Source organism: Peribacillus frigoritolerans (assembly GCF_030676415.1).
In the GTDB taxonomy this organism is placed as follows: domain Bacteria; phylum Bacillota; class Bacilli; order Bacillales; family DSM-1321; genus Peribacillus; species Peribacillus frigoritolerans_A.
In genome coordinates, this window is sequence record NZ_JAUUTW010000006.1 from 13328 (window position 1) to 38372 (window position 25045).

18 protein-coding genes and 2 pseudogenes are annotated in these 25045 nt (G+C 34.9%); 11 read left to right on the plus strand and 9 right to left on the minus strand.

Features of this window, described 5'->3' with window-relative positions:
• Positions 1–193: 193 nt before the first annotated feature.
• Entirely contained in the window at positions 194–1462 is a 1269-nt protein-coding gene (locus Q8G36_RS07730) for an ATP-binding protein (protein WP_305159494.1), read from the minus strand.
• A 226-nt stretch (positions 1463–1688) separates the two neighbouring features.
• On the opposite strand from Q8G36_RS07730, the gene Q8G36_RS07735 reads away from it, so the two are divergent.
• Complete coding sequence (locus Q8G36_RS07735) at positions 1689–1985, plus strand: SRPBCC family protein (RefSeq protein WP_336622956.1); 297 nt, start codon at positions 1689–1691, stop codon at positions 1983–1985.
• 607 nt (positions 1986–2592) lie between these two features.
• Here the strand turns inward: Q8G36_RS07735 and Q8G36_RS07740 are convergent.
• The 4 genes and pseudogenes from Q8G36_RS07740 to Q8G36_RS07750 form a co-directional block, all read right to left on the minus strand.
• On the minus strand, positions 2593–3093 hold the full coding sequence (locus Q8G36_RS07740; RefSeq protein ID WP_305159495.1) for a barstar family protein: 501 nt from the start codon (positions 3091–3093) through the stop codon (positions 2593–2595).
• A 33-nt stretch (positions 3094–3126) separates the two neighbouring features.
• Positions 3127–7734: an RHS repeat-associated core domain-containing protein gene (locus Q8G36_RS07745; protein WP_305274986.1), complete on the minus strand. Its 4608-nt coding sequence runs from the start codon at positions 7732–7734 to the stop codon at positions 3127–3129.
• A 3-nt stretch (positions 7735–7737) separates the two neighbouring features.
• Positions 7738–8121 (minus strand): annotated as a pseudogene (locus tag Q8G36_RS29145) (DNRLRE domain-containing protein); the annotation flags it as partial.
• 15 nt (positions 8122–8136) lie between these two features.
• On the minus strand, positions 8137–9096 hold the full coding sequence (locus tag Q8G36_RS07750) for a hypothetical protein (RefSeq protein ID WP_305159497.1): 960 nt from the start codon (positions 9094–9096) through the stop codon (positions 8137–8139).
• Positions 9097–9853: 757 nt separating this feature from the next.
• On the opposite strand from Q8G36_RS07750, the gene Q8G36_RS07755 reads away from it, so the two are divergent.
• From Q8G36_RS07755 to Q8G36_RS07780, 6 genes are all read left to right on the plus strand, one after another.
• A complete protein-coding gene (locus Q8G36_RS07755; protein ID WP_305159498.1) occupies positions 9854–11746 on the plus strand; it encodes a polymorphic toxin type 15 domain-containing protein in 1893 nt (630 codons plus the stop codon).
• Between the two features lie 13 nt (positions 11747–11759).
• A complete protein-coding gene (locus Q8G36_RS07760; protein WP_305159499.1) occupies positions 11760–12302 on the plus strand; it encodes a T6SS immunity protein Tdi1 domain-containing protein in 543 nt (180 codons plus the stop codon).
• A gap of 243 nt (positions 12303–12545) precedes the next feature.
• On the plus strand, positions 12546–12761 hold the full coding sequence (locus Q8G36_RS07765) for a hypothetical protein (RefSeq protein WP_305159500.1): 216 nt from the start codon (positions 12546–12548) through the stop codon (positions 12759–12761).
• Positions 12762–13256: 495 nt separating this feature from the next.
• Positions 13257–13706, plus strand: a complete 450-nt coding sequence (locus Q8G36_RS07770) for an SMI1/KNR4 family protein (RefSeq protein WP_305159501.1) — start codon at positions 13257–13259, stop codon at positions 13704–13706.
• 141 nt (positions 13707–13847) lie between these two features.
• Entirely contained in the window at positions 13848–14402 is a 555-nt protein-coding gene (locus Q8G36_RS07775) for a hypothetical protein (RefSeq protein ID WP_305159502.1), read from the plus strand.
• 290 nt (positions 14403–14692) lie between these two features.
• Complete coding sequence (locus Q8G36_RS07780; RefSeq protein ID WP_305159503.1) at positions 14693–17503, plus strand: DEAD/DEAH box helicase; 2811 nt, start codon at positions 14693–14695, stop codon at positions 17501–17503.
• A gap of 5 nt (positions 17504–17508) precedes the next feature.
• On the opposite strand, the gene Q8G36_RS07785 is transcribed toward Q8G36_RS07780, so the two are convergent.
• Positions 17509–17922, minus strand: coding sequence for a (deoxy)nucleoside triphosphate pyrophosphohydrolase (locus tag Q8G36_RS07785; RefSeq protein ID WP_305159504.1), 414 nt, complete (start codon positions 17920–17922; stop codon positions 17509–17511).
• 125 nt (positions 17923–18047) lie between these two features.
• On the opposite strand from Q8G36_RS07785, the gene Q8G36_RS07790 reads away from it, so the two are divergent.
• Together Q8G36_RS07790 and Q8G36_RS07795 are read left to right on the plus strand one after the other, a co-directional pair.
• Positions 18048–18374 (plus strand): nucleoside triphosphate pyrophosphohydrolase, encoded by a 327-nt coding sequence (locus Q8G36_RS07790; protein WP_305159505.1) that lies wholly within the window; start codon positions 18048–18050, stop codon positions 18372–18374.
• Complete coding sequence (locus Q8G36_RS07795) at positions 18367–20784, plus strand: DEAD/DEAH box helicase family protein (RefSeq protein ID WP_305159506.1); 2418 nt, start codon at positions 18367–18369, stop codon at positions 20782–20784. Before Q8G36_RS07790 ends, Q8G36_RS07795 begins: the two co-directional genes overlap by 8 nt.
• A 180-nt stretch (positions 20785–20964) precedes the next feature.
• Here the strand turns inward: Q8G36_RS07795 and Q8G36_RS07800 are convergent, their stop codons facing one another.
• Positions 20965–21357 (minus strand): hypothetical protein, encoded by a 393-nt coding sequence (locus Q8G36_RS07800; protein ID WP_305159507.1) that lies wholly within the window; start codon positions 21355–21357, stop codon positions 20965–20967.
• 17 nt (positions 21358–21374) lie between these two features.
• On the minus strand, positions 21375–21593 hold the full coding sequence (locus tag Q8G36_RS07805) for a helix-turn-helix transcriptional regulator (RefSeq protein WP_034309806.1): 219 nt from the start codon (positions 21591–21593) through the stop codon (positions 21375–21377).
• 680 nt (positions 21594–22273) lie between these two features.
• On the opposite strand from Q8G36_RS07805, the pseudogene Q8G36_RS07810 reads away from it, so the two are divergent.
• Positions 22274–22599 (plus strand): annotated as a pseudogene (locus tag Q8G36_RS07810) (DUF3427 domain-containing protein).
• Between the two features lie 5 nt (positions 22600–22604).
• On the opposite strand, the gene Q8G36_RS07815 reads toward Q8G36_RS07810, so the two are convergent.
• Entirely contained in the window at positions 22605–23018 is a 414-nt protein-coding gene (locus Q8G36_RS07815) for a (deoxy)nucleoside triphosphate pyrophosphohydrolase (protein WP_305159508.1), read from the minus strand.
• Between the two features lie 576 nt (positions 23019–23594).
• On the opposite strand from Q8G36_RS07815, the gene Q8G36_RS07820 reads away from it, so the two are divergent.
• Positions 23595–25013 (plus strand): DHA2 family efflux MFS transporter permease subunit, encoded by a 1419-nt coding sequence (locus Q8G36_RS07820; RefSeq protein ID WP_370694024.1) that lies wholly within the window; start codon positions 23595–23597, stop codon positions 25011–25013.
• Positions 25014–25045: the final 32 nt, after the last annotated feature.

The following is a 25045-nucleotide window of genomic DNA, read 5'->3' on the forward strand; positions in this document are numbered from 1 at the left end:
CGAATAACTGGCTAGCCAAGACCCCACAGCCGCTTGCGGTGAGGAGGCTTGGCAGACAGTCGGCGGAAAGGGAGTGGATTCCTGAAATTCTCCGGTACATTTTTAAAATAAAAAAACTGCAGGCAAATTCGCTTTTCTTCGAGTTTGTCTACAGTCTGAAGTCCTCCGTAATGGCGGACTTTTTTATATGAGGTTATTTTACAGAATAATCTTCTTGATAAACGGGAAGTGTTACTGAAATCGTTGTTCCCTTATTCAAAAGGCTAGTTATATGAAGTGTGCCATTCATCGTTTGGATGGTCTTAACAGCCACCATCGATCCTAGCCCTGTCCCTTTTTCTTTGGAACTGTAATAAGGTTCGCCAAAACGATTTATTTGTTCTTTGTTCATTCCTATTCCATTGTCACTTATTTCGATAATGATGTCGAAATTATTTATATAGGAAACAATACTAAGTTCCCCGCCGTTTGGCATAGCCTCTATACCATTTTTAATTAGGTTTAGGAAGCATTGCTTGAAATGTTGAACATTCCCCCGGGTAATGCCAGGAGTCAACTGTTCTGATATAGTAACTAAATTCATGTTAGCCAATGGTTTTATCATTTCAATTACATATCCTATTTCACGGTTAATTAAAATATTTTCCACTTTTTCGATTGCAGGTTTTGCAAATGCTAAGTATTCACTAATAATGGATTCTGCACTATTAAGCTCTCTAACAACATGTTGTATATATTGTTCTCTTACTTCTTGAGTAAGATCAGGAGCCTTTAGCAGTTGAACAAATCCTTTCACAACTGTTAGAGGATTTCTAACTTCATGGGAAATACTTGCTGCAAGCTGACTGACTACCTCCATTTTTTCTAGCCTTACCATTTGGGTTCGGATTAAAATGGCATCTTTTAAAATTTCTATGATATATAAAGCCAAAACGATAATGAAAGGAGGGAGGATAATAAAGTAAAATACATACGCCTCCGTTATTCGAAAATGATCAGACATACCGAGTGAAATAAAGCTGGTTAGTATTCCTAGAAACAAAATTAATAGTATGGAGCTATTTAGCTTATTTTTTCTATTAAAATTTTTGAATTTGGAAGAAAATAGAGCCGTTATAATAAATATAACGATATAAACAATTAACGTAAGTAAATTGAAACCATAAAAAGCAAACCTAAAAGTTAATATGATGACTAACAGGGCAGCCCCTACAGGCCAACCACCATAAAGTGTCCCTATTATAAAAGGAATTTGCCGGAGATCATGGACACAATATTCATCGATATAAATAGGAAACTTCATACATAATAGAATAGGAATGCTCATGCATGCAGTGATAAGGGACTTGCCATACTGACTTAACCTTTTGCCATGTTCTAATAAAATGTAATAAATCAAAATACTTACTAAGATATAAAAGAGATTATCTAATATGTTTTGATTAATATAAATAAAATTCATTGAATTCTCCTAAAAAATTAACAGTATGGTCTATTATACAAGAATAACACTAAAAAGGAGAATTTTAATAAAGTAATTTATTGACAGAAAGACATTTAAATTCAAAAATTGGTTATTTAATGCTCATCTGGGTAAAAAATGTAACTTGAATGATTTACCGATTTATCAGTTGGAAATTTGGTTTTACATAATAAAGGAAATATAATAGAGGCAGAGGTGATTTTCATTGAAAAAATGGACAAGAGACATAGAAATTAACGCTCCAATTGAACAGGTTTGGAAGTTTCTTGATGGTTCTGTAGAGAATATGCAACAAATCATGCCTCAAGTAGTTGAACAAAAGCCGGTTAAAATAACAGAAGAAGTGGTTGGAAGTGTATATCGCCAAAAATATAGAGAAGGAAAACGAACAGAAGAGTATGATATAGAAACCTTGGAATATTTGAATGAAACTAATGAGAAAAAGCTAAAAGTGGTTTCACACTTGCTAAAATGTTTGAAATTACAGCTTTTTATGAACTAAATAAAATCAATGACAATAAGACTTCCTTTACATATACAGTCACCAGTCGCCCGTTAAAGTGGTATGCGAAATTATTCTTATTATTTGCCACCGATAAAGTGGTAGTCGAATTTTTAGAACGTGTCAAAAAGGTAGCTGAAGCGAAAACGAGTAGGTAATGATTTTATTTAATACAGAAACTTAAAATCGTTTTGAAAAAGATTGATTAAAATGAGTTCTTCTCACTTTTTTATTGATGTAATTTTTATAAATAGGTTCGATCAAGATTGACTAGAAACCCTATTATATTTGCAATCTAATAAATCTAAAAAAAACATTCCATCGTACCTATGTAATAAACAGTTAAATTTTATTCAAAACATCGAGACTTAATTTTAAATCTACAATAGTTACGTAGTCCCTTGTTCGTTTACAACTTAATCAGGTTGTGTAAAATTATGTTCTTAAAAAAATTAACTACTTTTATTTATATTCATTTATATATTTCGCCATACAAAATAAATAGCACCCCAAACGTTAGATTTTTGTCTAAAAATTGGGGTGCAGTTTATTTAGTGGGCGTTCTTTTAATACCTTACTGGAATCAATGACTTCTTATTACAATTATTTAAAATAAGTTTATTGGTTCATTATGTGTTTTGATTTGTAAGTCACTTATAATATCCTTGTCGCTATACATAACGATATGAAATGGAGTTGGTGGAGTTTGAAGTGCACCATATTCTCGCCCCATTTTCCATTCTTCTACTGTGTCTACAATTATATTTAAAAATATTTCTAAATTTTTTTCATCATTTTCAAATATCAAGTTAAAATCTTTGATAAATAGTACATATTGTTCGCCATCTAACCATTCTAAATCATTGAGACATTCATCGAAAGCATCCCAATTATCACCAAAATAATCAGGGAATTTCATTTTTTTTGAAAATTCTCTAAAAAAACTTTTTTTATTATGACATTTTTGTCCGTCGATCATAGCTACAAATTTTTTTGAGTTATTTTCGTATTTTTCACAAGTAGATTCATATAATTTTTTAAAAATATCTTGGTTATAACTCAAATGAAAAAACGGCTTTTCCAATTTATTAAAACTGCTTATTTTCATATTACACCCCATATCAAATAATTTAAACAAGTATTAATTCATTGTTTTAAAAGTTTTATAATGATTATTTGTATAATAAGCTTTTCCATTTTCCCCTATTACAATTCTTTCTGACCCTCTATTTTTCCCTTTTTTCTTAGAGAAAATATCATATTCTTTATACTTTGTATTTGTTGGTAATAGCTCATTGCTATTTTTATATACACCGCCACCTTTGTATCCTTGTTTAGGATGACCGTGCTTTTTCACATATTTAAGAGTATTTTTTGCCTCTTTAGGAATAACATAGCTAGTTTTAATTTTTCTAACGACTTTTTTTCCTGATTGCCATACTTTTTTGCCTTTTTTCACGACCCATTTGCCAGCAGTTTTCCCGAATTTTAGTAAAAATCCAAATTTTTCGCCATTATAATCAACATATTTTAGTGGATTATTGGATGTATATCCATATCCATTTTGCGTACTTGGATCATCATTATCTCCAGAATCAGGATCCAATGCTAAGAACGCACCATTTGTTGGATTATAGTAACGGGCTTGCAAGTAATAGTTCTTTGTTTCTTCATCAAAAAAGTATCCTGCATACCGAATTGGATTAGCTTGAGCTACTTTGCCGACTTTTGTTAAAACATTTCCATAGGCATCATACGTATAGGAACCTACTTCTTTACCTTCATTATCTCGAATCGATACCACATCACCACGATGATTTGTCCAATAGTGATACGCTTGTTCCTTCCAGTTACCACTTACATCTTTTTCACGAATGACCATCCCTAGAGGAGTGTATCCTTCCCATTGGTAATTTCGATATTGCTCGATAGAATCGCCAATCCGTATGACTTCAAGAGATAATTGATCTCCATCGTAATAGTACTCATGTGTTTGGGAACCAATGATTTTCTTGGTGCGTAATCCAGCTTCATCATACTCATAACGAGCTACTTCTTTGCCTTGTAAAGCGGTGACTCTTGTTTGATAACCAAGGGCATTGTACTCATATTTATAATGTTCATCTTGAATTAAATTTCCGTCCTTATCATATTTGTATACTATGTCATTTTTAGTAGCAATTTGATTAGCTTCATTATACGAAAAGATATCGGTTTTACCATCACGAGTGCTCTCTTTGCGATTTCCAACATCATCATAGTCATATTTATTGATCGTACCATCTGGTAATACTTCTTGAATCAGTTGGCTATTCTTATCATAGGTAAAACTTGTTGCTCCTTGTGGGCTCACTTCTTCTAAAATATTATCTGAACCATCATACTTATAAGCATATTTTATACTCGTATCATTTTCTTGAGTATATACAATACTTTCTAAAAGATTACTTTGATTAAATGTATTGGTTTTTTGATATAGATTTTCATTGACCGTGACTTTCCGTTTATTATTAGCGAGATCATCATCGTAATCAAACACCAGCCATTTTTGTTCGCCTACTCCAACTGTTTGTACATCGGTTTTCCCTTCAGCTGTATACTTAAGCGTTTGTTCAATCTTCCATGCATCTGTATCTTGATTGTAATGAATAGTTGAACTTTGTGGATATTCATTCTCATCATACGTATATCCAATTCTGTATTTCCCTTGCGTATAAGACTCCAGTTGAGCCTGATTATTATAGGCAAAATCCTTTTGAAGGAGTGTTTGATCAGATCCTAAGTCTTTATAGGTTACACTGGATACTTGTCCACCATCAGTATACGTTTGAATCCACTTTAATACTTCTACATTCGATGGGGTAGAAGCTGTTACACTTTCTACTTGATCCATATCATCATAGGAATAAGTTAGTTTATTTCCAGACGGTTTAACTTCCTCATCCATATTTCCATTCAAATTATAATGATAAGTAAACACCATTCCAGGTAAAGTTGCTTTTGTGCTTTGATCATTATCATTATATTCGTAAGTTTTGTTTCGCCCTAAAGCATCTGTAAGAGTCGTTAAATTCCCATTTCCATCGTATTTATATTGAGTCGTTTTTCCTTTCCCGTCTGTTACAGCAGAAACCACGTTAGGCTGTAGTGGATGATATTCGTAAGAAACAATTCTTTCTCCAGCATCTGTTTTACTCTTTATGTTGCCAAACTGATCATAAGAAGTACTTGTGGACTGCCCTTTAGTATCTTTTATGGTTATCCTTTCTTTTAGATCATCATAAATTGTTTCCAAATAGGTTTGATTCGGATAAATCACTTTTGTTTCCCTACCAAACGAATCATACTCGTACTTTGTTGTTTCCTCACCAATCTTCGTGCTAGACAGACTCTCTCCTTCATAGGTGTTAATCGTCAGAGTGCCCTTTGGATCGGTGACTTTAGTTACCTGGTTTTTATCATCATATTCATACGAAGTCGTTCCGTTAGAATCTGTGTTGGTTTTCAAATTCCCGTGAGAATCATAGCTGTTAGAACTGGTTATTCCTTCTTCATCAACAGATTGTAATACATTGTATTGCTCATCATATTTGAGGGTAGAAGTTGTCTCATCACTGTTCATGATCTCGCTAACAGCAAAAGTTCCATTTTTCGTATCCCGTTTATAAACCGTCTCATTGTCGTCTGTATCTGTCACCGTAAATTCATTTTTTGCCTGATCATAACGGTACGTAGTAGAGACGGATATGGATGCATCTATTTCTTGTTTGTCAAATATCTTCAATTCATTTTCATCATAAAGATATTTGGTTTCATTTCCCTTGCCATCTATATAAGATGCTAGTTGGCCAAGTGCATTATAGGAAAGCTTTTCTATGATGCTATCTGTTGTGCGAGAATCTTTTGTTACAATGGATGCCAACTGCTTATTCTGATATCCAATTTCCTTCCAATTGCTTCCGTATCCTACTTTATTGATTAATCCATCATTGTTATAGGTTAATTGAATACTACTCCGAATTTTTTCGCCTTGTTGATTTACTTCAGAGATTTCGGATAACTTATCTTGATTGTAAAAAAAACGGATGGTATTTTGATTGATATCCTTGTAGGCATATAAGCGAAACTCTTTAGTTTTACTTGAATTCCCCTCGAAGATTTTTGAAAATCCATCTTTTTCTTTCAGGGTAAATCCTTGTGCACCATTAGCCGTTTCCTTTGTTAAGGTTAAATATTTCCCTTTTGGAGAGATATATTTTTTATTGCTAGAATCATAGCTGAATTCATGTTTGGTTCCATCTTCATCATAATAAATGACTTTTGCTGGTTCTGTGCTCGTAGCATCTACTTCTACAAGATTTTCATTTCCTGCAAATGTCCAACCTTGCCCAAGCACAGATGTACGAGTGGACCGTGAATTATAGTAACGGGTAAAATCAAACCCCAAGAGTCCTTGAGTGAATAGGGATTGATCTGTGAACTCCATGACCATATTTCCCGTGGTTACATTGACGGAAGCAGTTGCATTTCCAAATGAATGGTGGTCTTCATAAGTGAAATGATCTTCTAACCCATTTAAATCTTCTCTCGGATCAATTGATACAGTAGCTTTACTCGAAGCAGGGCTCAAGCCACGATTTCCAGTCATTTTACCCTGCTCTGTTTCTGGAGCATTGTCGTCGTCCACATAATAGGCTTTAACCGTTGCGGAATAATTTGATGAAACACCATAAATGGGTTCTGTTGTGAAAGACGTTTTGCCTTTTACTTGATATGTTTTAGTTGTTTTATCATCTGAAATCTGTACCTCGTAATATTTTGCTGAAGGAGTCGCATCCCACTTCACTGTCAAACTACTTTTGTTATTCACCATATCCTCTAAGTTACTAGTTAGCTTTGCATTTTTAGGTGCATATAGTGGTATGTATCCATAGTTAACATCTGATGAAGCTGAATCTCCTGCTTCAGAAATTGCTTTGACTCGAATACTATAACGATTTGAACCATTTCCATAAGTAATGCTAGGGTCAATTGGTAATTCTGTTCCTTTACCTATACTTGTCGATTTATCTAATTCAACTGGATAAAGTTCTTTAATCCCAATTTTCAAATCCGCATCCGTAGGCCAGATCTTTTTCCCCTTTGTACTAACACTGGTTACTTTACCTACCGAAAACTCTTTATATTTTGTACCATTCCAAATAAGAACTTTATAACCCGTTGCATTAGTTACTGGTTTCCAGGAAATATCAAGCCAACCACGCCCTTTATTTACTGTATCTGTTTCCGGGTACGCATATGATTTTACGGTTGGAATATCCGGAATTCCCACTTGTACAACTGGTATGCTTTTGTAAATAACTGTTGAAGCCGGGCTATTTCCATTAGCAAATTTTGCTACTACACGAAATCCGTAATCTTTTTTCGTAGTTGTCGCTCCACTTTTCGCACTATAAAAAGCACTTGGGTCTACCGGTAATTCAACACCCGTGCTATCCGTTTTATACGTGGTACTTGTTGAATAAGGAGCTTTAGGGAAGATCTTTTTGCCCTTTGATGACCAACTTGTAGATGTACCAGAATAAATAGTCTGATAACCCTTACCATCATACATTTGCAAATCATAAGACTTTGCTCCATGAACGGAACCCCACTTAACATCAATATATCCATCAGCCTTCCCCTCACCATAGGAGTAAGAACTGACTGTAGGATTCTTCATCTTTTCATAGTGGTAACTAATGACCAATTTAGCTTTTTTCGCACTTTCTGCAGCCGTGATTTTTTTCCAATGTGTTTTGCCATTTCCGTTCGTATGGAATTTAAATCCATAATTTTCTCTTGTACCGTTAACCCAAGCCTGGATGGTATTCTTAACATCAAAATAAGCCCACTGATCCCTAGCAACAGACGTACTTGTTATTTTGGTGGATGATGGCTTATTGTTCCAAGTTAATTGATCTACATACCATTGTGCTTTTACCTCATCTACCCATATATCCGTTTTTGTATCGACATAATAAGAATGGGTAACATAGGCGGCTAATTCAGCAGAATCAATGGTTGCACCCTTTAAATCCCCAATAACACTAAATTTAATAAACGGGTAATTGGTTCCTGTTGTGCTATCATAATATCCTGTTTTTAATACTTATTCCCCTTGTGTTGGATCCCATTCTTTATTGTAATTGTTGTTTGGGTAGGCGCTCATCACAAATGTATCTCCCAATGCATCTATTGATACAGAAGGGTCAATATAAATAGGGAAGACTCGCTTAGGCGAAGATAGCCATTCTTTACTGGCATTTAAAACTAACTCATATCCATTATCTGATTTTTTATTTAACTCATAATGGATATCTGTCGATCGAACACCATCACCGAACGTGTCGTTATATTTTGAATCCACCATTACAGGCTTTGGTAAGGTGAAAATTGATTTCTCTTTAGATTCGCTTTCATAGAACCCTATTGATCCGTTCTTTTCAACTTGACCGTATAAATCCGTTTGAATGGTATAGTGAAATTCATTGATTCCATTATATTCATTCATGATCCAATCTTCTTTTACCTCATTATTTAAGGCAACATGCCGTAAATCAATATTCGGGTATAAAGATTTATGAGTTATTGAATTTTCTTCCTTTACTGACCCCGATGTATAAGTTGGTTCAGTCTGCTTCTCTCCATTTGAGGCATAGGTTAACTCAAATGATAACTTGTGTTCACAAGATTGATAAATTAAAGGCTTACCTTCCCCTAATTTTTCAGGAAACATAGATGCTAAGTTTGTAGTTTCTGTCTCTATGTAGCCCTTATTATCTTTTTCCACTAACTCTTCGGAAATGGTCTTGTATTTTCCGTCTACTTTGTTATGTATTTCTTCTGGATAAATCTCTTTAACAAAGTTTCCTTCTCCATCCGTGAATGTTTTTGAACTTTTCGTTCTTTCTTTCACCACTTCATCCAAATTGTCCGTGTTGATTGATTCCTTTTCAATTTTTGTAGTCTGACTTGTATTTTCACTTGAAGCACCTGTGTAGGTTGGCAACATGCTGCATAACAAAGTCAAAATCAAAATTGATGCCATGTACTTTCTGAATTTTAACAAAATATTTCCTCCTATCCCAATCATTACTAATAGATTATACTCCAAGAGTCACATTTAATATATTGTTAATTAGGAAAAAAGAATTATATATGTATTCCGATTAATAATTATATATACTCATTAATAGGGTGGGGGGCATATTAACTTACTTGGAGAATAGTATTTAATTTGTAGAAGATAGCTTCGCTAGATTCATTAAAATCTGACTTGGACCAGTACGTACAGAATTAATCGAAAACAACTTCCAGTACTAGCAGAATAAGATAGAACAACAGTAGAAGAAGGAACAAACCACCACATCATCCTAGTGAAACTCGAACCATACAAAAGTGGTGGAACAGCTGTATTCTTAACTTCAGAGGGTGCAGCCACATTACAGTTGAAGAAATAAGTGTTAGGAGGGATGTAAACTAAAGATTGGGTACCACATAAAAAAGACGGGCTAGCGTAATGCTTGCCCGTTAACTTGCGTCATAACTCATATTTCTAAAATGTTTTGCTTCGATATCTTCATCGACTTTAATCACGAGTAAAGCCACTTCCTAAATCTGTACAACTGAAGAACTCGCATTGAGGTCAGTATCGCTGGACATCATTACAGCGTCTCAAAAAAACCCCTTCATTTCTTGAATAAATATAGAAACTCTTCTAAAATATATGTAGTCATAATTTTACAGTACATAAAAATAGTACATAAAAAGGAAATCTGGGAATCTCTAAGATTTTATAAGAAAAGAAGTTGAAAGGACTTTCCATAATGTCTATGATTTACGAATCTCAAACACTAGTTTCTGCCATGCAAATGCGTGTCGGACAATATAAGGATCTAAAGGAACAGCTCACGGAATTAAAAAAAGGATTTGAGAGTATCGTTCATTTGGATGATGAGCTGCAGGGGCAAGGCGCAGAGGCAATCAAAGGGTTTTACAAAGCACAAATCGATGTCGTGGATTCTTGGCTGCGTCTGATCAATCGGCATATTGCCTTTTTAAGTGGAATTCAAGGAGATACAATCGAAGCTAACCTGAGTGAAACGGTGGTTACGGTCCCATTTTTAGAGGAAGAGCTGACAAATGCCAGTCGAAATTCCAAGGAGATGGTCACAGCCCAGAAAAATGATCTGAAAAAAATATTTGCTGGAATTGATGATATCATTCAGTTAGAGCCCTTTTCCGACGATGCGTTCTTTGAAAATATCGAGAAAGCTGAAACAAAACGGACCGAAACGATAGACAAAGTAAACGAAATTGATCATAAGTGGACAACTGAATATGCTAAATCCGAAGAGGACCAAGCGGCAGTGACGGCACTCATGGAGCAATTGAAAGTATCCAGTACAAGGGGAGGAGTAGTATCCCCGCTCTATTTTAATGCAACAGCTTACAAAAATAGTGAAGCCTATAAAAACCTAGAAGTAAGGAAAAAAGAGACCGCAGAATATCTGAAGGTTAAGCAAGAGGAAGCAGAGAATCGAAGGATCAAGGAATTGAAGGCAAAACTCGATCATGTAACAGATCCAGATGAGTTCCTCAAAATCGCCAAGCAGATCGGGTATGAAAACTTAGCGCCCACCCAGCAGCAATATGTCATGCAGCTAGAAGCATCCAAGCAAACCGCAGACATTGCAAAGGGAATAGGCGTAGGCCTGTATGATGTAGGTAAAGACTTTGTGACAGGAGTTTGGGACTTTGTCACAGATCCAGGGGAAACGGTTGAAGGCGTAGCCAATTCGATCATGCACCCGATACAAACCTATAAATATATATCCAAACCCATCTCCGACTCATATGAACGGGATATGGTAAATGGAGATGCCTACTCGCGGGCTCACTGGGTATCCTATGCCCTTGGAACAGTCGTCACATCAATAGTGGGAACAAAAGGCGCAGGAGCCATAACGAAGACTGGGGTGGCGACTACAAAAGCGGCTGCAGTAAAAGGTGCAACAAAGGCAAAAGAACTAGTCTCCATCCCTAACCTATTGCCATACAATCCAAAAAACCAACTGTCGTTGGCAGGTGGAGTACCTTATAATGTGGTTAATGGTGCGGGGTTGAAAGAACAGTTAATTTCGATGGCGAGAGTGGAGTCTGAGGTTAGTGGTAGGGGTATGGGTACGGGTAAGGATAGTAAGGAAGTTAAAGATATAGATACTGTACCAAGAATTAGTGAAATTGAGGTAAACTTTAACTATAAAACTAAATTTGATTCAGAGGAATTTGCAAGGCAGTTAAAAGACCAAGAAAAGGGTATGAACGAACTAACTGTATATGAATACCAACAAAATCGAAAGCGGTTTATTGATGAAGGTAGAGCAATAGAGAGTAATGCAGCTCAACAAGCTGCTAGGGAAGAAGCTTATGTACAAAAGATAAATGAACTACAAAGAGAAGGACTAACTTTATCTCAGGCTAAGAAAGAAGCCAAGGGATGGTTAGATACTCAGGCTGCACTGCATAATCCTGACCAGATAGCGGGTGGAAAAGCAGAGGTAATTGGGGGAATGGGAGATAAGAAAATTAATTCTTCTATAGGTAGTCAATGGCGATATAGAATTGATATTGTAGATGAACAAATTAATGGATTAGCAAAGAACATGACACAAGAACAACGGAAAAATACGTATTTAAATGTAAAGTTAACAAACTAGAGGAGGAGTTTTAATGGATAAGTATTTAACGGATTTTAAGTTACATAATAAAGTTCCGAATGAAATTATCGAAAAATATAAACATGTAGTTCCAGAAGAAATGGTGGATTTATGGAAAGACTATGGGTTTGGAACGTTTATGCAAGGATATTTTAAAAGTGTAAATCCAGAAGAATTTCAAGAAGTTTTAGAAGATAGTAGTGAAAGGTATAAAAATTCAATAGTATTGTTTGCTACTGGCATGGGGGATTTGGTTATTTGGTCAGATGGATATGTTAGATTACTTAATTACAGGTACGGTAAGGTAAAGACTATTATGTTTACATTTGAGTTTTTCTTCCAAAATATTGCTGACTTAGAATTCAGAGATGAAGATTTATCTTGGCATCCTTATCCAGAAGCAATAAAACAATATAATAAGTTGGAGTATGATGAATGTTTTGGTTATACACCGCTATTAGGTCTGGGTGGAGCAGAAAAAGTTGAGAACTTAAAAAAGGTTAAATTAAAAGAACATATCCTCATTATTACTGAATTTATGGGACCAGTTCAATAGTAAAGTAAAGCATGTGCAGATAATTGAAAAGCAAAGCATATGAGAAGTGGACAGAAAAAGAAAAGGTCATTTTGAAGAATTGACTTTATGATGGTTTACCATCATAAGCACTTGTTTGTCCTACCATCTCTTGACACGATAAAAAAAGACATACGAGTTTAGGCGAGAAATGATGCATTAGTCAATGAAGAGGGTAATGCAAACTTTTCTTATGATATATCAGTAGATCGACAAAAAGCAGTTGTGAAAATAATAAATGAAAATATTAAAGAATTGATTAAATTATGCAGAAAATATGATCGTGAAATGCCAACAGAAATTAAGATTGTTTATGATGTACAAGCGAATAAACTTGCGGCAGATTATAAATATGATCTTGTACATACAAATGATTCTAATAAAACTGCAAGTTCTATTGCTAGGATATGGTTTGAGCAAATCAAGAATGAAAATAATTAATATAAAAAGACCAAACCAATTAGCTAAAAACCTTGATTGAGTGTTCGTCACTCAGTCAAGGTTTTCTTTTTGACCTATATAACCGAATCCTTACACATTAGAACGTCCTAAAATCGAAAGTGAAACATTAAAACGCAAGCTAAGAATTTACTCCTCGTGTACGTGTTTATTTCAAATACAGATACCTAATGTGTTATAGACAATAAATTAAAAATCATGCACTACGGTATGATGAAGCACAAAACAGCTTATAAATTGTCGATAGTAAGAGGGAAGAAAGTGGCTTAAAAACGTTATAGGGTACGAGTAAAGAATATAAAAACTATAAGAATGTGGAATAAGAAAGGAAGAGCTCCCTTTTGGAAAGAGGGCACTGTTGTAGAGCTTCATCATTTAATCAGCCAGGATCAATGGTGGAAATTCCAAACAGTTTTCATGAGTCATATGAGAGCTAAACAAATAGATAAAAGCGAATGGTAAAAGGAGGAATCTTGAATGAATAAACAGGAATTAACAAATTTTATTAATGAACATAAGGAATCAGATGACTTTACCGGTGGAGCAGATGAAAGTCAAATCAATGTTGTCCAAAAAGAGCTAGGGGTGGGATTACCTGAAAGTTATAAATGGTTTTTAACGACCTATGGTTCTGGTGGGGCATTTGGTGTTGATATTTTAGGAGTGGCTAAGTCAAATAGAACTCCTGTTGTTGTTAACACGAAGAGTTATAGAGATTTAGGATTGGATAAGGATTTAGTGGTTATTGAAAATGCTGGAGAATATGTCTATTGTTTATATACAAGCAAAATGGAGAATAATGAGTGCCCGGTAATAGCGTGGAATAGACAAGGTGGACTTGATGACTACAATACAGCCAAGAACTTTTATGAGTTTTTATCACAAAGGCTATTGGATGCAAAAGAAGCATGGGAAGAAGATTTTTAAAATAGATAAATAGAAGCAATTTATAAATGATTTCGTCATCCAATGGGATATGTTTTTTAGGTTTATGTGAAACTTAATTGGGAAGATAAAATATATTGGGAAACGTTGGTAGTCGTCTGAAATAAAAGGATGTGGTTATAAATGAATAATGATATACCGCTTAAATCAGAAACCCCAATATTAGGAACAGACCATACTATTTTAGATTTCTGGCAATGGGGATTTTCAAAAATATTAACAAACAACCTAAGGGGAATTTTTGCTGAGTTTTTAATTGGAACTGCTCTTGGCTGTTTAAATCAATTACGAGTTGAATGGGACGCATTTGATTTAGTTTATAAAGACATGAAAATTGAGGTGAAATCTTCTGCGTATATCCAAGCATGGCATAAAGAAAAATATTCAAACATCAGTTTTAGTATTGGGGCAAAAAAAGAATATAATTATGAAACAAATAAATATAGCCCGACCGTAAAACGGCATGCAGATATATATGTCTTTTGTTTACTAAAAGAAAAAAATTTTGAATTAATTGAACCTTTAAATATGACACAATGGGAATTTTACGTTGCATTAACTAAAGACTTAGATATACATTTTCCCAATCAAAAAACAATATCTTTAAATTCACTAAAGAAAATAACTCACCCAAGTACATATGAAGAATTAAAACAGACAATAGATGGTCTATTGTAGGAGTTTTTTACGTCTCTTGGTGTTATGGAATAGTAACAATTAAGGATAATTACGATAAAAATAAATATTTAATAATATAACAGAAAAAATGGTATTTTCAGAAATATGTAATATAGAAAAAGTTAAAGACTTACCAGAACTACTTGATGAAGTAAGAATAGAATAAGTTTTCCTATCTGATAAAAAAGTTGAAGAGAAACCATCGCTTTTAGTAACAAGCCAGAGTAATGTATTATTATTCTACGAGTTATTGAAAATTACATCTAAAAATTTACAGTCAGGGGCCAGTCATGATCATCGAGAAAAAGCTAATAGTCAATTCAGACAAGGGTAATTTATTAAATGAATTAATCTCTTCGATAAATGAGTGTGAAAAGTTTTATTTCAGCGTAGCATTTATTAATTATAGTGGTCTTCAGCTGTTGTTGGATACTTTCAAGAACGCGGAAAAAAGGGGAGTAAAGGGGAAGATTATTACTTCTACTTATCTGAATTTTACTGAAGCGAAGGCTTTAAAGAAAATAAATGAGTTTAGTAATATTCATTTGAAGATTTTTGAAACAGATAAGGCGATTGGGTTTCATACGAAAGCATATATTTTTGAATTTAGGGATAGTTATAAGGTGATTATTGGTTCTTCTAATATTACTCAAAGTGCCCTTAAGAGTAATATTGAGTGGAATATTGAGATTATTGCTAAAGGGGATGCTCAATTTCTTAAAGATGTATTAAAGGAATATGATGGCTTATGGAATAGTAGTGTCGTAGCGGATGACAATTTCATTAGTAAGTATGAAGAGTTTTTGAGTAAATTAAAGGGCTATACGAATACACAGCAATTTATTTATGAAAGCTCTGAATATATCATTCCTAATAACATGCAGAAACGTGCGGTTGAAAACCTTGAAAGAATTAGATCGTTTGGGGAAAAGAAGGCCTTAGTTATAGCAGCAACAGGGACGGGTAAAACATATATGTCTGCTTTTGACGTAAAGGGATTCAAGCCTAAGAGATTACTGTTCATTGTACATAGAGAAGAAATATTAAAAAAAGCAAAAGAGACGTTTGAAAAGCTCCTTCCTAATGAAAAACTGACATTTGGTTTACTGACTGGGAATCAAAAGCAAAAAAATGCTGATTATATTTTTTCTACCATTCAAACTTTGTCTAAATGTTACCAGGAATTTAAACGAGACGAATTTGATTATATTATTTTTGACGAGGCCCATCATGCAACAAGCCCTAGTTATCAAGCAGTGCTAGAATATTTCGACCCACTATTCAAATTAGGTATGACAGCTACTCCAGAGAGAAGCGATCAACAAAATGTTTTTGACCTATTTGATAATAATGTTGCTTTGGAAGTTCGTTTACATGAGGCTTTAGAGGATGAACTGGTTATTCCCTTTCATTATTTTGGTATTACCGACATTGAGGGAATTGATTTAAGTGATGTAGATATTGACGATGTAGCAGAGATAACGAAGAGACTAAAGGTTAACGAGAGAGTCGACTTTATTATTAAGAATATGAATTTCTATGGCCATGACGGTGAAAAAAGAAAAGGTCTAGGGTTTTGTGTAACCGTTGAACATGCACAATATATGGCACAAGAATTTAATAGTAGAGGTATTCAAAGTATCTGTTTATCTGGAAATGACTCAGTCGAGCTGAGATCGTATTATATAAAAAGATTAGAAGATGATCATGATGACTTAGAATTTATTTTCACCGTTGATATTTTTAATGAGGGTGTCGATATTCCTTCTGTAAATACCGTATTAATGTTAAGACCTACTAATTCTCCGATTGTTTTTATTCAACAGCTAGGACGAGGGCTCCGTAAACATAAAGACAAGAGTTTCTTAACTGTCCTTGATTTTATCGGGAATCATAGTAAAACGTTCTTAATTGCTATCGCATTAAATGGAAGCCGTTATTATGATAAAGAAAGCTTGAAGGTTGCGATTGCGACTGGCTTTGCAAATATTCCAGGTTGTACGCATATTCAAATGGATAAAATCTCGGAAGAACGGATATTGGCGCAGATTGATAGGGAAAACTTTAATTCTTTGAAGTATTTGAAGGAAGAGTACTTTGAATTTAAGAAAATGAATCAAGGTAAAATTCCTTTATTATTAATGGATTATATGAAATTTGATGGAGCTCCAGATCCGATTAAGTTTATTAATCGCGAAAAAACATATTTGCAATTTGTAGCAAAAGTAGAAAAAGAAGATTCCTTGAAAAGGCTATTACTAGACGAAGCTTTTGAAGGAGTATTAAGGGAATTATCGAGTAAGCTACCTTTAAAGCGAGTGTATGAATTTGCTATTGCTAAATATCTATTGGACCATGATGATATTTCTTTAGAAACCGCAAAACATGAGATATTGAAGTTGGTTAAAGAGGTAGATGAAGATAGCGTATTACATGCCTTGCAGTGTCTAAATCAGGATTTTTATGATCCTGGTCAGAAAAAGAGGAACTTTAAGTTATTTGCACTTGAAAATGGTCATTTAACTAAGACAACTTCTTATCAAAAGGTTCTACACAATGAAGAGTATAGAACGTATATCGAAGATCTGATCATTTATGGAATCTTTAGATATGAAAAGGAATTTAAAGAAGACTACTATGGTGTGCCACATTTGAAGCTGTATGAACAATATCAAATGGCTGATGCTGCATTACTATCAAATTATCGTAAAAGCCACAGTGCTTTTAGGGGTTCTGGTCTACTTTCAAATGGAAATGACTACTTCTTATTTATTGATTTGCACAAGGAAGAAGATATTAAAGAGAGTATTAATTACCACGATGAATTTATAAACGAGCGCATTTTTCAATGGCAGACTCCAAATAGTACAGCTCCAAGTTCTGAGAGAGGAAAGAATATTGTATTCAACCAGGATAGAGGGATACATTTACATTTATTTATTAGAAAGTACAAAGAAATAGATGGAAAGACAGAGCCGTATATTTATATCGGGAAGGGCAACACAGTGGAATATGAAGGGGAAAAGCCAATTACTGTTACAATGGAATTAGAGAATGAAGTCCCAGCTAGTTTATATACTGAGTTCACTAAAAGAGTATAGTCTTCTCATTTGAGAAGACTATTTTTTTCATTTATCAATTGTTCCACAGCTGGAATGTCAGCAGGAGCCCATTTTAGGGAACTTAAATTTTCTCGCTTTAACCATATAAGTTTAGAATGCTCATTGGCTGTTGGGGTACCTCCAATGATTCTACATTTTATAGACAGTAGGTTAATGATGAAGGTTTCATATTCATGCGTATTATCATTAAAGATTGAAGTCTCTGTTTCAACCTTGCATTGTAATTCTTCATCTATCTCTCTTTTTAAAGCAGTAAAAATATCTTCACCCATTTCTACTTTTCCACCTGGGAATTCCCACATGTTCGGAATGCTCATATCTGGAGAGCGTAACGCACATAGTATTTCATCTTTTTCATTTTCAATGATGGCTGCAACTACTTTAACTTGCTTTTTCATGTTATCCTCCTATAGGTTTTCTATGATTAAATAATATCATGATTAAGAGAGGTTTGTTATAAATACAAAATTTGGGTAAGTGATATAATTGTAATTGTAATATAAACTTTGAAGGAGGCCCATTTATGCCAGTCCACAATAAATTAGTCCGTGATCGGATTCCTGAAGTGATTGAAGCTACAGGTAAGAAGTTTACCACGAGAGTGTTAGATGAGAAGGAATACTTAGAAGAATTGAAAAAGAAGAGCTTTGAAGAGTTACAGGAATATGTAGAGACTGAAAGTAAAGAGGATGCGATTGAAGAGTTGGCCGATATGTTAGAAATCCTTCATGCTCTGGCTGAGTATCATGGGGCTTCAATCGAGGAAGTTGAGAAAGTAAGGAAGATCAAAGCGGCTAAACGCGGGGGATTTAAGGAGAAGATTTATCTGATTGAGGTTGAAGATGAGTAAGGTCCAATTAATTACCAGTCAATTAGGGTCACACCTATTGAAGCAGATTGATTCTGCTTCTTCTATTTGTATTTTGACCTCTTTTGTGATGAAATCTGGTGTTCAATATTTGAGAGAAGCATTAAAAGCAGCTGCTGAACGTGGAGCGGAAATTAAAGTGTGTACTGGCGATTATTTGTTTGTGACCCAGCCAGAAGCATTAAGGATATTGTTAGAGATTGATTCAAGAATTGAGGTCAGGTTATGGAAGAGTAATGGGGTGTCCTTTCATCCTAAAGCTTATCTATTTCAAAAAGAAAGCCAAGATAGCCTGTTTGTTGGCTCGTCCAATCTTTCACGTTCGGCTTTAAGTAATGGAGTGGAATGGAGTCTTTCTATTAGTGATGATGAAGAAGTATTTTCTCAAGGGCTACATCTATTTTTAGAAACGTTTTATAGTGATCATACGATTTCTTTAAATCAAGAAACGTTGAAGAATTATGAAGAAAGCTATGAGAAGTTTCATATAGCTAATCCAAATCTTCCTCAAAAGTGGACAGAAACAGAGGAAATGGATTTAATGCTTCCAAGTGAAGTTGATGAGTCTATTCCAACAGCGGAGGTCATTCATGAATCATCTGCACCGTATGGGGAAATTTATCCTCGCTTTGCACAAATTGAGGCATTAGAGGAATTAAATAAAACAATGGAAGAAGATTATGATAAGGCGTTAGTTGTGATGGCCACCGGATTAGGAAAGACATATTTAGCTGGGTTCTTTGCCCGCAATTTTAAACGGGTGCTGTTTATTGCCCATCTTGAAGAAATTTTATATCAGGCTAAGAAGTCATTCCAAACGGTTATGCCGGAAGAGAGCTTTTCTATTTATAATGGCAAGGTGAAGGAGCGGCATGGACATACCATTTTTGCTTCTATTTACACGTTAAGCATGCAGCGGCATCTTCAAGTTTTTGATCCTGAAGAATTTGATTTAATTATCGTCGATGAGTTTCATCATGCAGCGGCTGATTCTTATCAACGAGTACTAGATTACTTCAAACCAAAATTTTTGCTTGGAATCACGGCTACACCGGATCGAAATGATAACAAGGATGTTTATGCTATCTGCGGTGGAAATGTAGCATTCCGGATGGATTTCCTTGAGGCAATTCAACGGAACTGGTTAGCGCCATTTAAATATTTTGGTGTGTATGATGATACAGATTATAGTCAGATTACTTGGTTAGGAAATCGGTATGATGAAAAGGAGTTACTACAGCTACAATTACGGGATGAGATGGCTGAAAAGGTATTGGATGTCTGGAAGAAAAAAAGACAAACTCGTACAATAGGTTTCTGTTCTTCTATTAGGCAAGCAGATTTTCTTTCTGACTTTTTTAATAGAAACGGATTTAGAGCAATTAGTCTGCATTCAAAGCAAAAAGACATGTATAGAGATGATGCAATAAGCCAGCTTGCAGATGGATCTCTCGATATTATCTTTACGGTAAATCTATTCAATGAGGGAGTCGATATCCCCGCTGTTGATACGCTTTTATTTGTTAGGCCAACAGAATCTTTAACGGTCTTTACCCAGCAGATTGGCAGAGGACTGAGGCTACATGACTCCAAGAATCATTGCGTTATTATAGATTTGATTGGTAATTATCGAAATGCAGATGTTAAATTAAGTTTGTTTGATACGGATTTGAGCAAGCAGAAGACGAAAACTATTGAGCCGGTTGTTCCTGTGTTATGTGAAATAGAATTAGATATTCAGGTAATTAATCTCTTAAAGGAAATGGCGAAAAAGAAGCAACCTAGACGAGATAAATTAGTAAATGATTATCTCATATTAAAACAGGAATTAGGTAGAAGGCCTTCTTATTTAGAGTTACATCTAAAAGGTGCCTCTGATTCCCCGCAATATCGTCAGGAATTCTCTTCATATTATGGTTTCTTGGAATATGCTAAAGAGCTTTCAGAAACGGAATCCGAAATCTATCATAGATATGAACAATGGCTAGTGGAAGTAGAGAAAACAGGTATGGCGAAGAGTTATAAAATGGTCGTTCTGCTGGCGATGTTAGAGCGTGGAGAGGATGGTTGGTTTAAGCCAATCACCTCAGAGGATGCAGCACCATTCTTTCATAGCTACTTAACAGAAACAGAGTATCGAAAACAAATCGACTTTGCAGATAAATCTTCTAGAAAGCTATGGCATTACGATGAAGCAGGAGTTAGTAAGTTGATTTCGACTATGCCTATGTCTAAGTGGAGTGGAAGCTCTAAAGGGTTAATTTCTTACGAAGATGACATTTTCAAGCTAAACTTTGATGTAAGACCAGAAGACCAAAGGTTTTTGTTTGATATGACCAAAGATATTTGTGAATATAGACTTCATTATCACTTTGAGCGCAAGGCTAAGTAAAAGAACCACCCCTGTTACTTTTTCCTGGATTTTCTCTTTAAACGATTGTTTTTCTAGCGCATTTAAAGATAATGATTTTAATGATTGTCATTTAAAATCCTCCTTATAATTTTTTACCTTACAATTCTATAAGGGAGGATTTACTAACTTTTTTACAACCTATCTGAAGTTTTATTTAGATTAGTTTACAAAACCTTGCACAATTTGGGAAATCATAAAAACTAACAAACTTAGAATAATAGCTCCGACCAAAATATTATAGCCTGATGTGAAATCATTGTAGAACCCAATAGTTCCAATCAATAAAAAAATCAGGATAAAAACATATGATATAGAGAGAGAAACTAGAATTTTACGAAAAATACGTTGATCTGCAACAACGTAACTACTGTTCCACTTATCATTTTTTTTCTCGACTAAGAAATTAATTATTTGATAACCGATAACAAGAGAAGCTATGCCCCACAAAAACCATAAGTTACCATCATTTGTAAAATTTAAATAACATGAATATCCAAAGGAAAAGAATAAGTACATATAACCAACTAAAATCATCCATTTTTTCAATCGCATAAAGATCCCTCCTGAATTTAATCTGTTTTTTCTTCTAAAAAGAATAATTTATCGATTGGTTCATTTAATACAGCTGAGAGCATCAAGACAATTCCTATTGAGGGTTCGTATTTTTGTTTTTCCAAAGCAACAATGGTTTGTCTATGTACACCTATTCGATCCGAAAGTTCTTCTTGAGTAAAATCATGTAATCTTCGAAAATATCGCACGTTGTTTTTTACTTTTCCTCTTTTCAAATTTTTCACCTCTTATGTATAGTATAATATACAAAATGGATTGAAAAAAATACATTTAAGGCGAAAAAAGGAATTATTGGAGAAAAAGCATTTTGAATATATATTTAGGTAATTAATTTATGTTACCTAATTTTAAATTGTTAAAAATGAGTTGTTGTAATGGTTTATATTAAGTTTGTTCATTCTAATAAAATTGTGAGGAATATCAATAAAGTTATATAAAAGTAAATAAACGCTTATCGTACAGTCCATTACTGGGACAGAAAAACCATTTTCCATATTAATGGCCATTTGTGCAATCAGCGCAATTTTATCTTTTGGTGGAAAGAATGATGACAAACGAACGGACAGACAGACAGACAGTAATCATCATAACAGGGGCAGCACAAGGGATAGGACACGCTATTACAGAATCTTTCATTAAATAAGCGATATTTACGTTCGGAAAAGCTCAAAAAACATTTATGAACGTTCTTCTACTATGTGAGTGATAACATTTACGAACGTTTTTTGTAGAATAAGAGAAAGAATATAGAAATTAGTTATTATAGAAGAAACTCGTCCACCAAGTATCTGTAGGCGATGCATCTAATGGGATTTGGCTTTTAGGTTTATGTATAAATTAATTGAGAAGATAAAATGTATTAGGGAACTGTGGTAGTTTCTGGAATTTTCTATTTATTGATTTACACAGAGAAGAAGATATTAAAGAGAGCATTAATTACCACGATGAATTTATAAATGAACGCATTTTTCAATGGCAGACTCCAAATAGTACAGCCCCAAGTTCTGAGAGAGGGAAGAATATTGCAACCAGGATAGAGGGATACATTTACATTTATTTATTAGAAAGTTTAAAGAAATAGATGGAAAGACAGAACCTTATATTTATATCGGGAAGGGTAACACGGTAGAATATGAAGGGGAAAAGCCAATTACCGTTACAATGGAATTAGAGAATGAAGTGCCAGCTAGTTTATATACGGAGTTCACTAAAAGAGTATAGTCTTCTCATTTGAGAAGACTATTTTTTTCATTGATTAATTGTTCCACAGCTGGAATGTCAGCAGGAGCCCATTTTAAAGAGTTTAAATTCTCTCGCTTTAACCATATCAGTTTAGAATGCTCATTGGCAGTTGGGGTACCTTCAATGATCTTACATTTTATAGACAACAAATTAATGATAAAGGTTTCATACTCATGCGTATTATCATTAAATGTTGAAGTTTCCGTTTCAACTTTACATTGCAATTCTTCATTAATTTCTCTTTTTAAAGCAGTAAAAATATCTTCGCCTTTTTCTACTTTTCCACCTGGAAACTCCCACATATTCGGGATGCTCATATCTGGAGAGCGTAACGCACATAGTATTTCATCTTTTTCATTTTCAATGATGGCTGCAACTACTTTAACTTGCTTTTTCATGTTGTCCTCCTATAGGTTTGCTACGATTAAATAATATCATGATTAAGGGGTGTAATAAATTATAGAGTTGGTTACTTACTCTAATTGGATAACCCCGTAACTGTAATTAAGAATTTATCGATTATCTTCAGACAAATTTTTAGCCATGTAGGTTTTCGGGCCCATAAAGTACTCCGCGTGATATACGGAATTGGGTAGAATAGTTGAAATAGGTCATTTTATACAATTGAAATATGTGGTAGCATTAAAGCGAATATTTGTTCTGTATAGTTGGCAAGTATATAAAGGAACATGGATGGAAAGAAGGTGTAGGAATGTTGACTGTGCATAATTTAAATAGATGAGGCAATTGCTATAATCATAAACATCATTACCAAGGATTTGCACGAGAAAGAAATGCACAATAACACCAAATGATCTGTACTGGCGATTGAATCGATGATACCTTCCTAACCATTGATGCAACAACACAGTTGGTAGGCATTTGGCAATGAAAGGGGAAAGAATTTGAAAAATCACAACGAATCAAATCAAAGCGGAGGGACATTTGGGAACAAAGGCAACTTTTTATTAGTCATGATAATGATTCTAGGTGTGTTTGTAGCCATTTTGAATGAAACGCTGCTTAACGTAGCCTTGTCTAAAATTATGGATGACATCGGAATCGCGCCAAGTACCGCGCAATGGTTGACAACTGGATATCTGCTGGTTATAGGTGTACTTATACCTGTCACCGCTTATTTAATTCAGCGGTTCACGACAAGAAGATTGTTCCTTGTGGCTATGGGCTTGTTTACGGTGGGGACATTTGTATCGGCAATCGCACCAGGGTTCGGGGTGCTTTTAATCGGAAGGGTGCTTCAAGCGGCGGGGACCGGGCTGCTCTTTCCTTTACTGACCAATGTGGTATTCGCCATTGTTTCTATTGAAAAAAGGGGTTCGGCAATGGGGACGATTGGAATTGTAATTACATTTGCTCCCGCGATTGGACCCACTCTTTCAGGAATCATTGTTGAGCATTTCAGTTGGCGGGTTCTCTTTTTCGGTGTTCTGCCAATTGCGCTGTTTGTTATTATCTTTGCATATTTGAAGCTTAAAAATGTGACGGAGACAACTAATCCGAAGATTGATTCGATGTCGATTCTTCTTTCAACCTTTGGTTTCGGGGGGATTGTGTACGGATTCAGCAGTTCTGGTGAAGGCAATGGGGGTTGGTCGAGCAATGAAGTCCTTATTCCAATTGCAATCGGCGTAGTTTCTTTAGTACTGTTTACCTGGAGGCAATTGACGATGTCACAACCGTTGCTAGATCTAAGAACATTTAAATACAACATTTTTAGGGTATCGACGCTGATTATGATGATCGTCATGATGGCGATGTTCTCTGCGATGATGTTGTTGCCGATTTTTCTCCAGAATGCGTTAGGTTACAGTCCATTGGAGGCAGGTTTGGTTATGTTGCCAGGCGGTGCCGTCATGGGGATCATGTCGCCGATTACAGGCCGATTATTTGATAAATTCGGCCCCAAGTGGCTTGCGCTAATCGGATTAGGGTTGATGGCAAATACGCTGTGGCAATTTGCCTTTATCACATTGTCAACCTCTTACAGTACGATTATGATTTTCAATACGCTATTGATGTTGGGTATTTCGATGGTCATGATGCCCGTCATGACCAACGCTTTGAACGAACTGCCACCTCCGTTATATCCGCACGGTACGGCCATTATCAGCACACTTCAGCAGGTGGCGGGCGCTGTCGGGACAGCACTGCTTGTATCAATTATGACAAGTAGTTCTAAGCGTTTTATGGAAAATACGTTGATTACGAAAGATGAGTCTACATTAGAAATTCTAGCGATGATTGCTGGAATGAAAAGTGCGTTCTTGCTTGCATTCGGGCTAGTAGCCATCGCATGGATAGCTTCATTATTTATAAAGCGGTCCGTTCCTCAAGAAAAGGAAATGGAGATCAAGCAAGGTTCTGCGAACTGAGTAAGGGTAACTCATTAAACTTAAAATGCCCT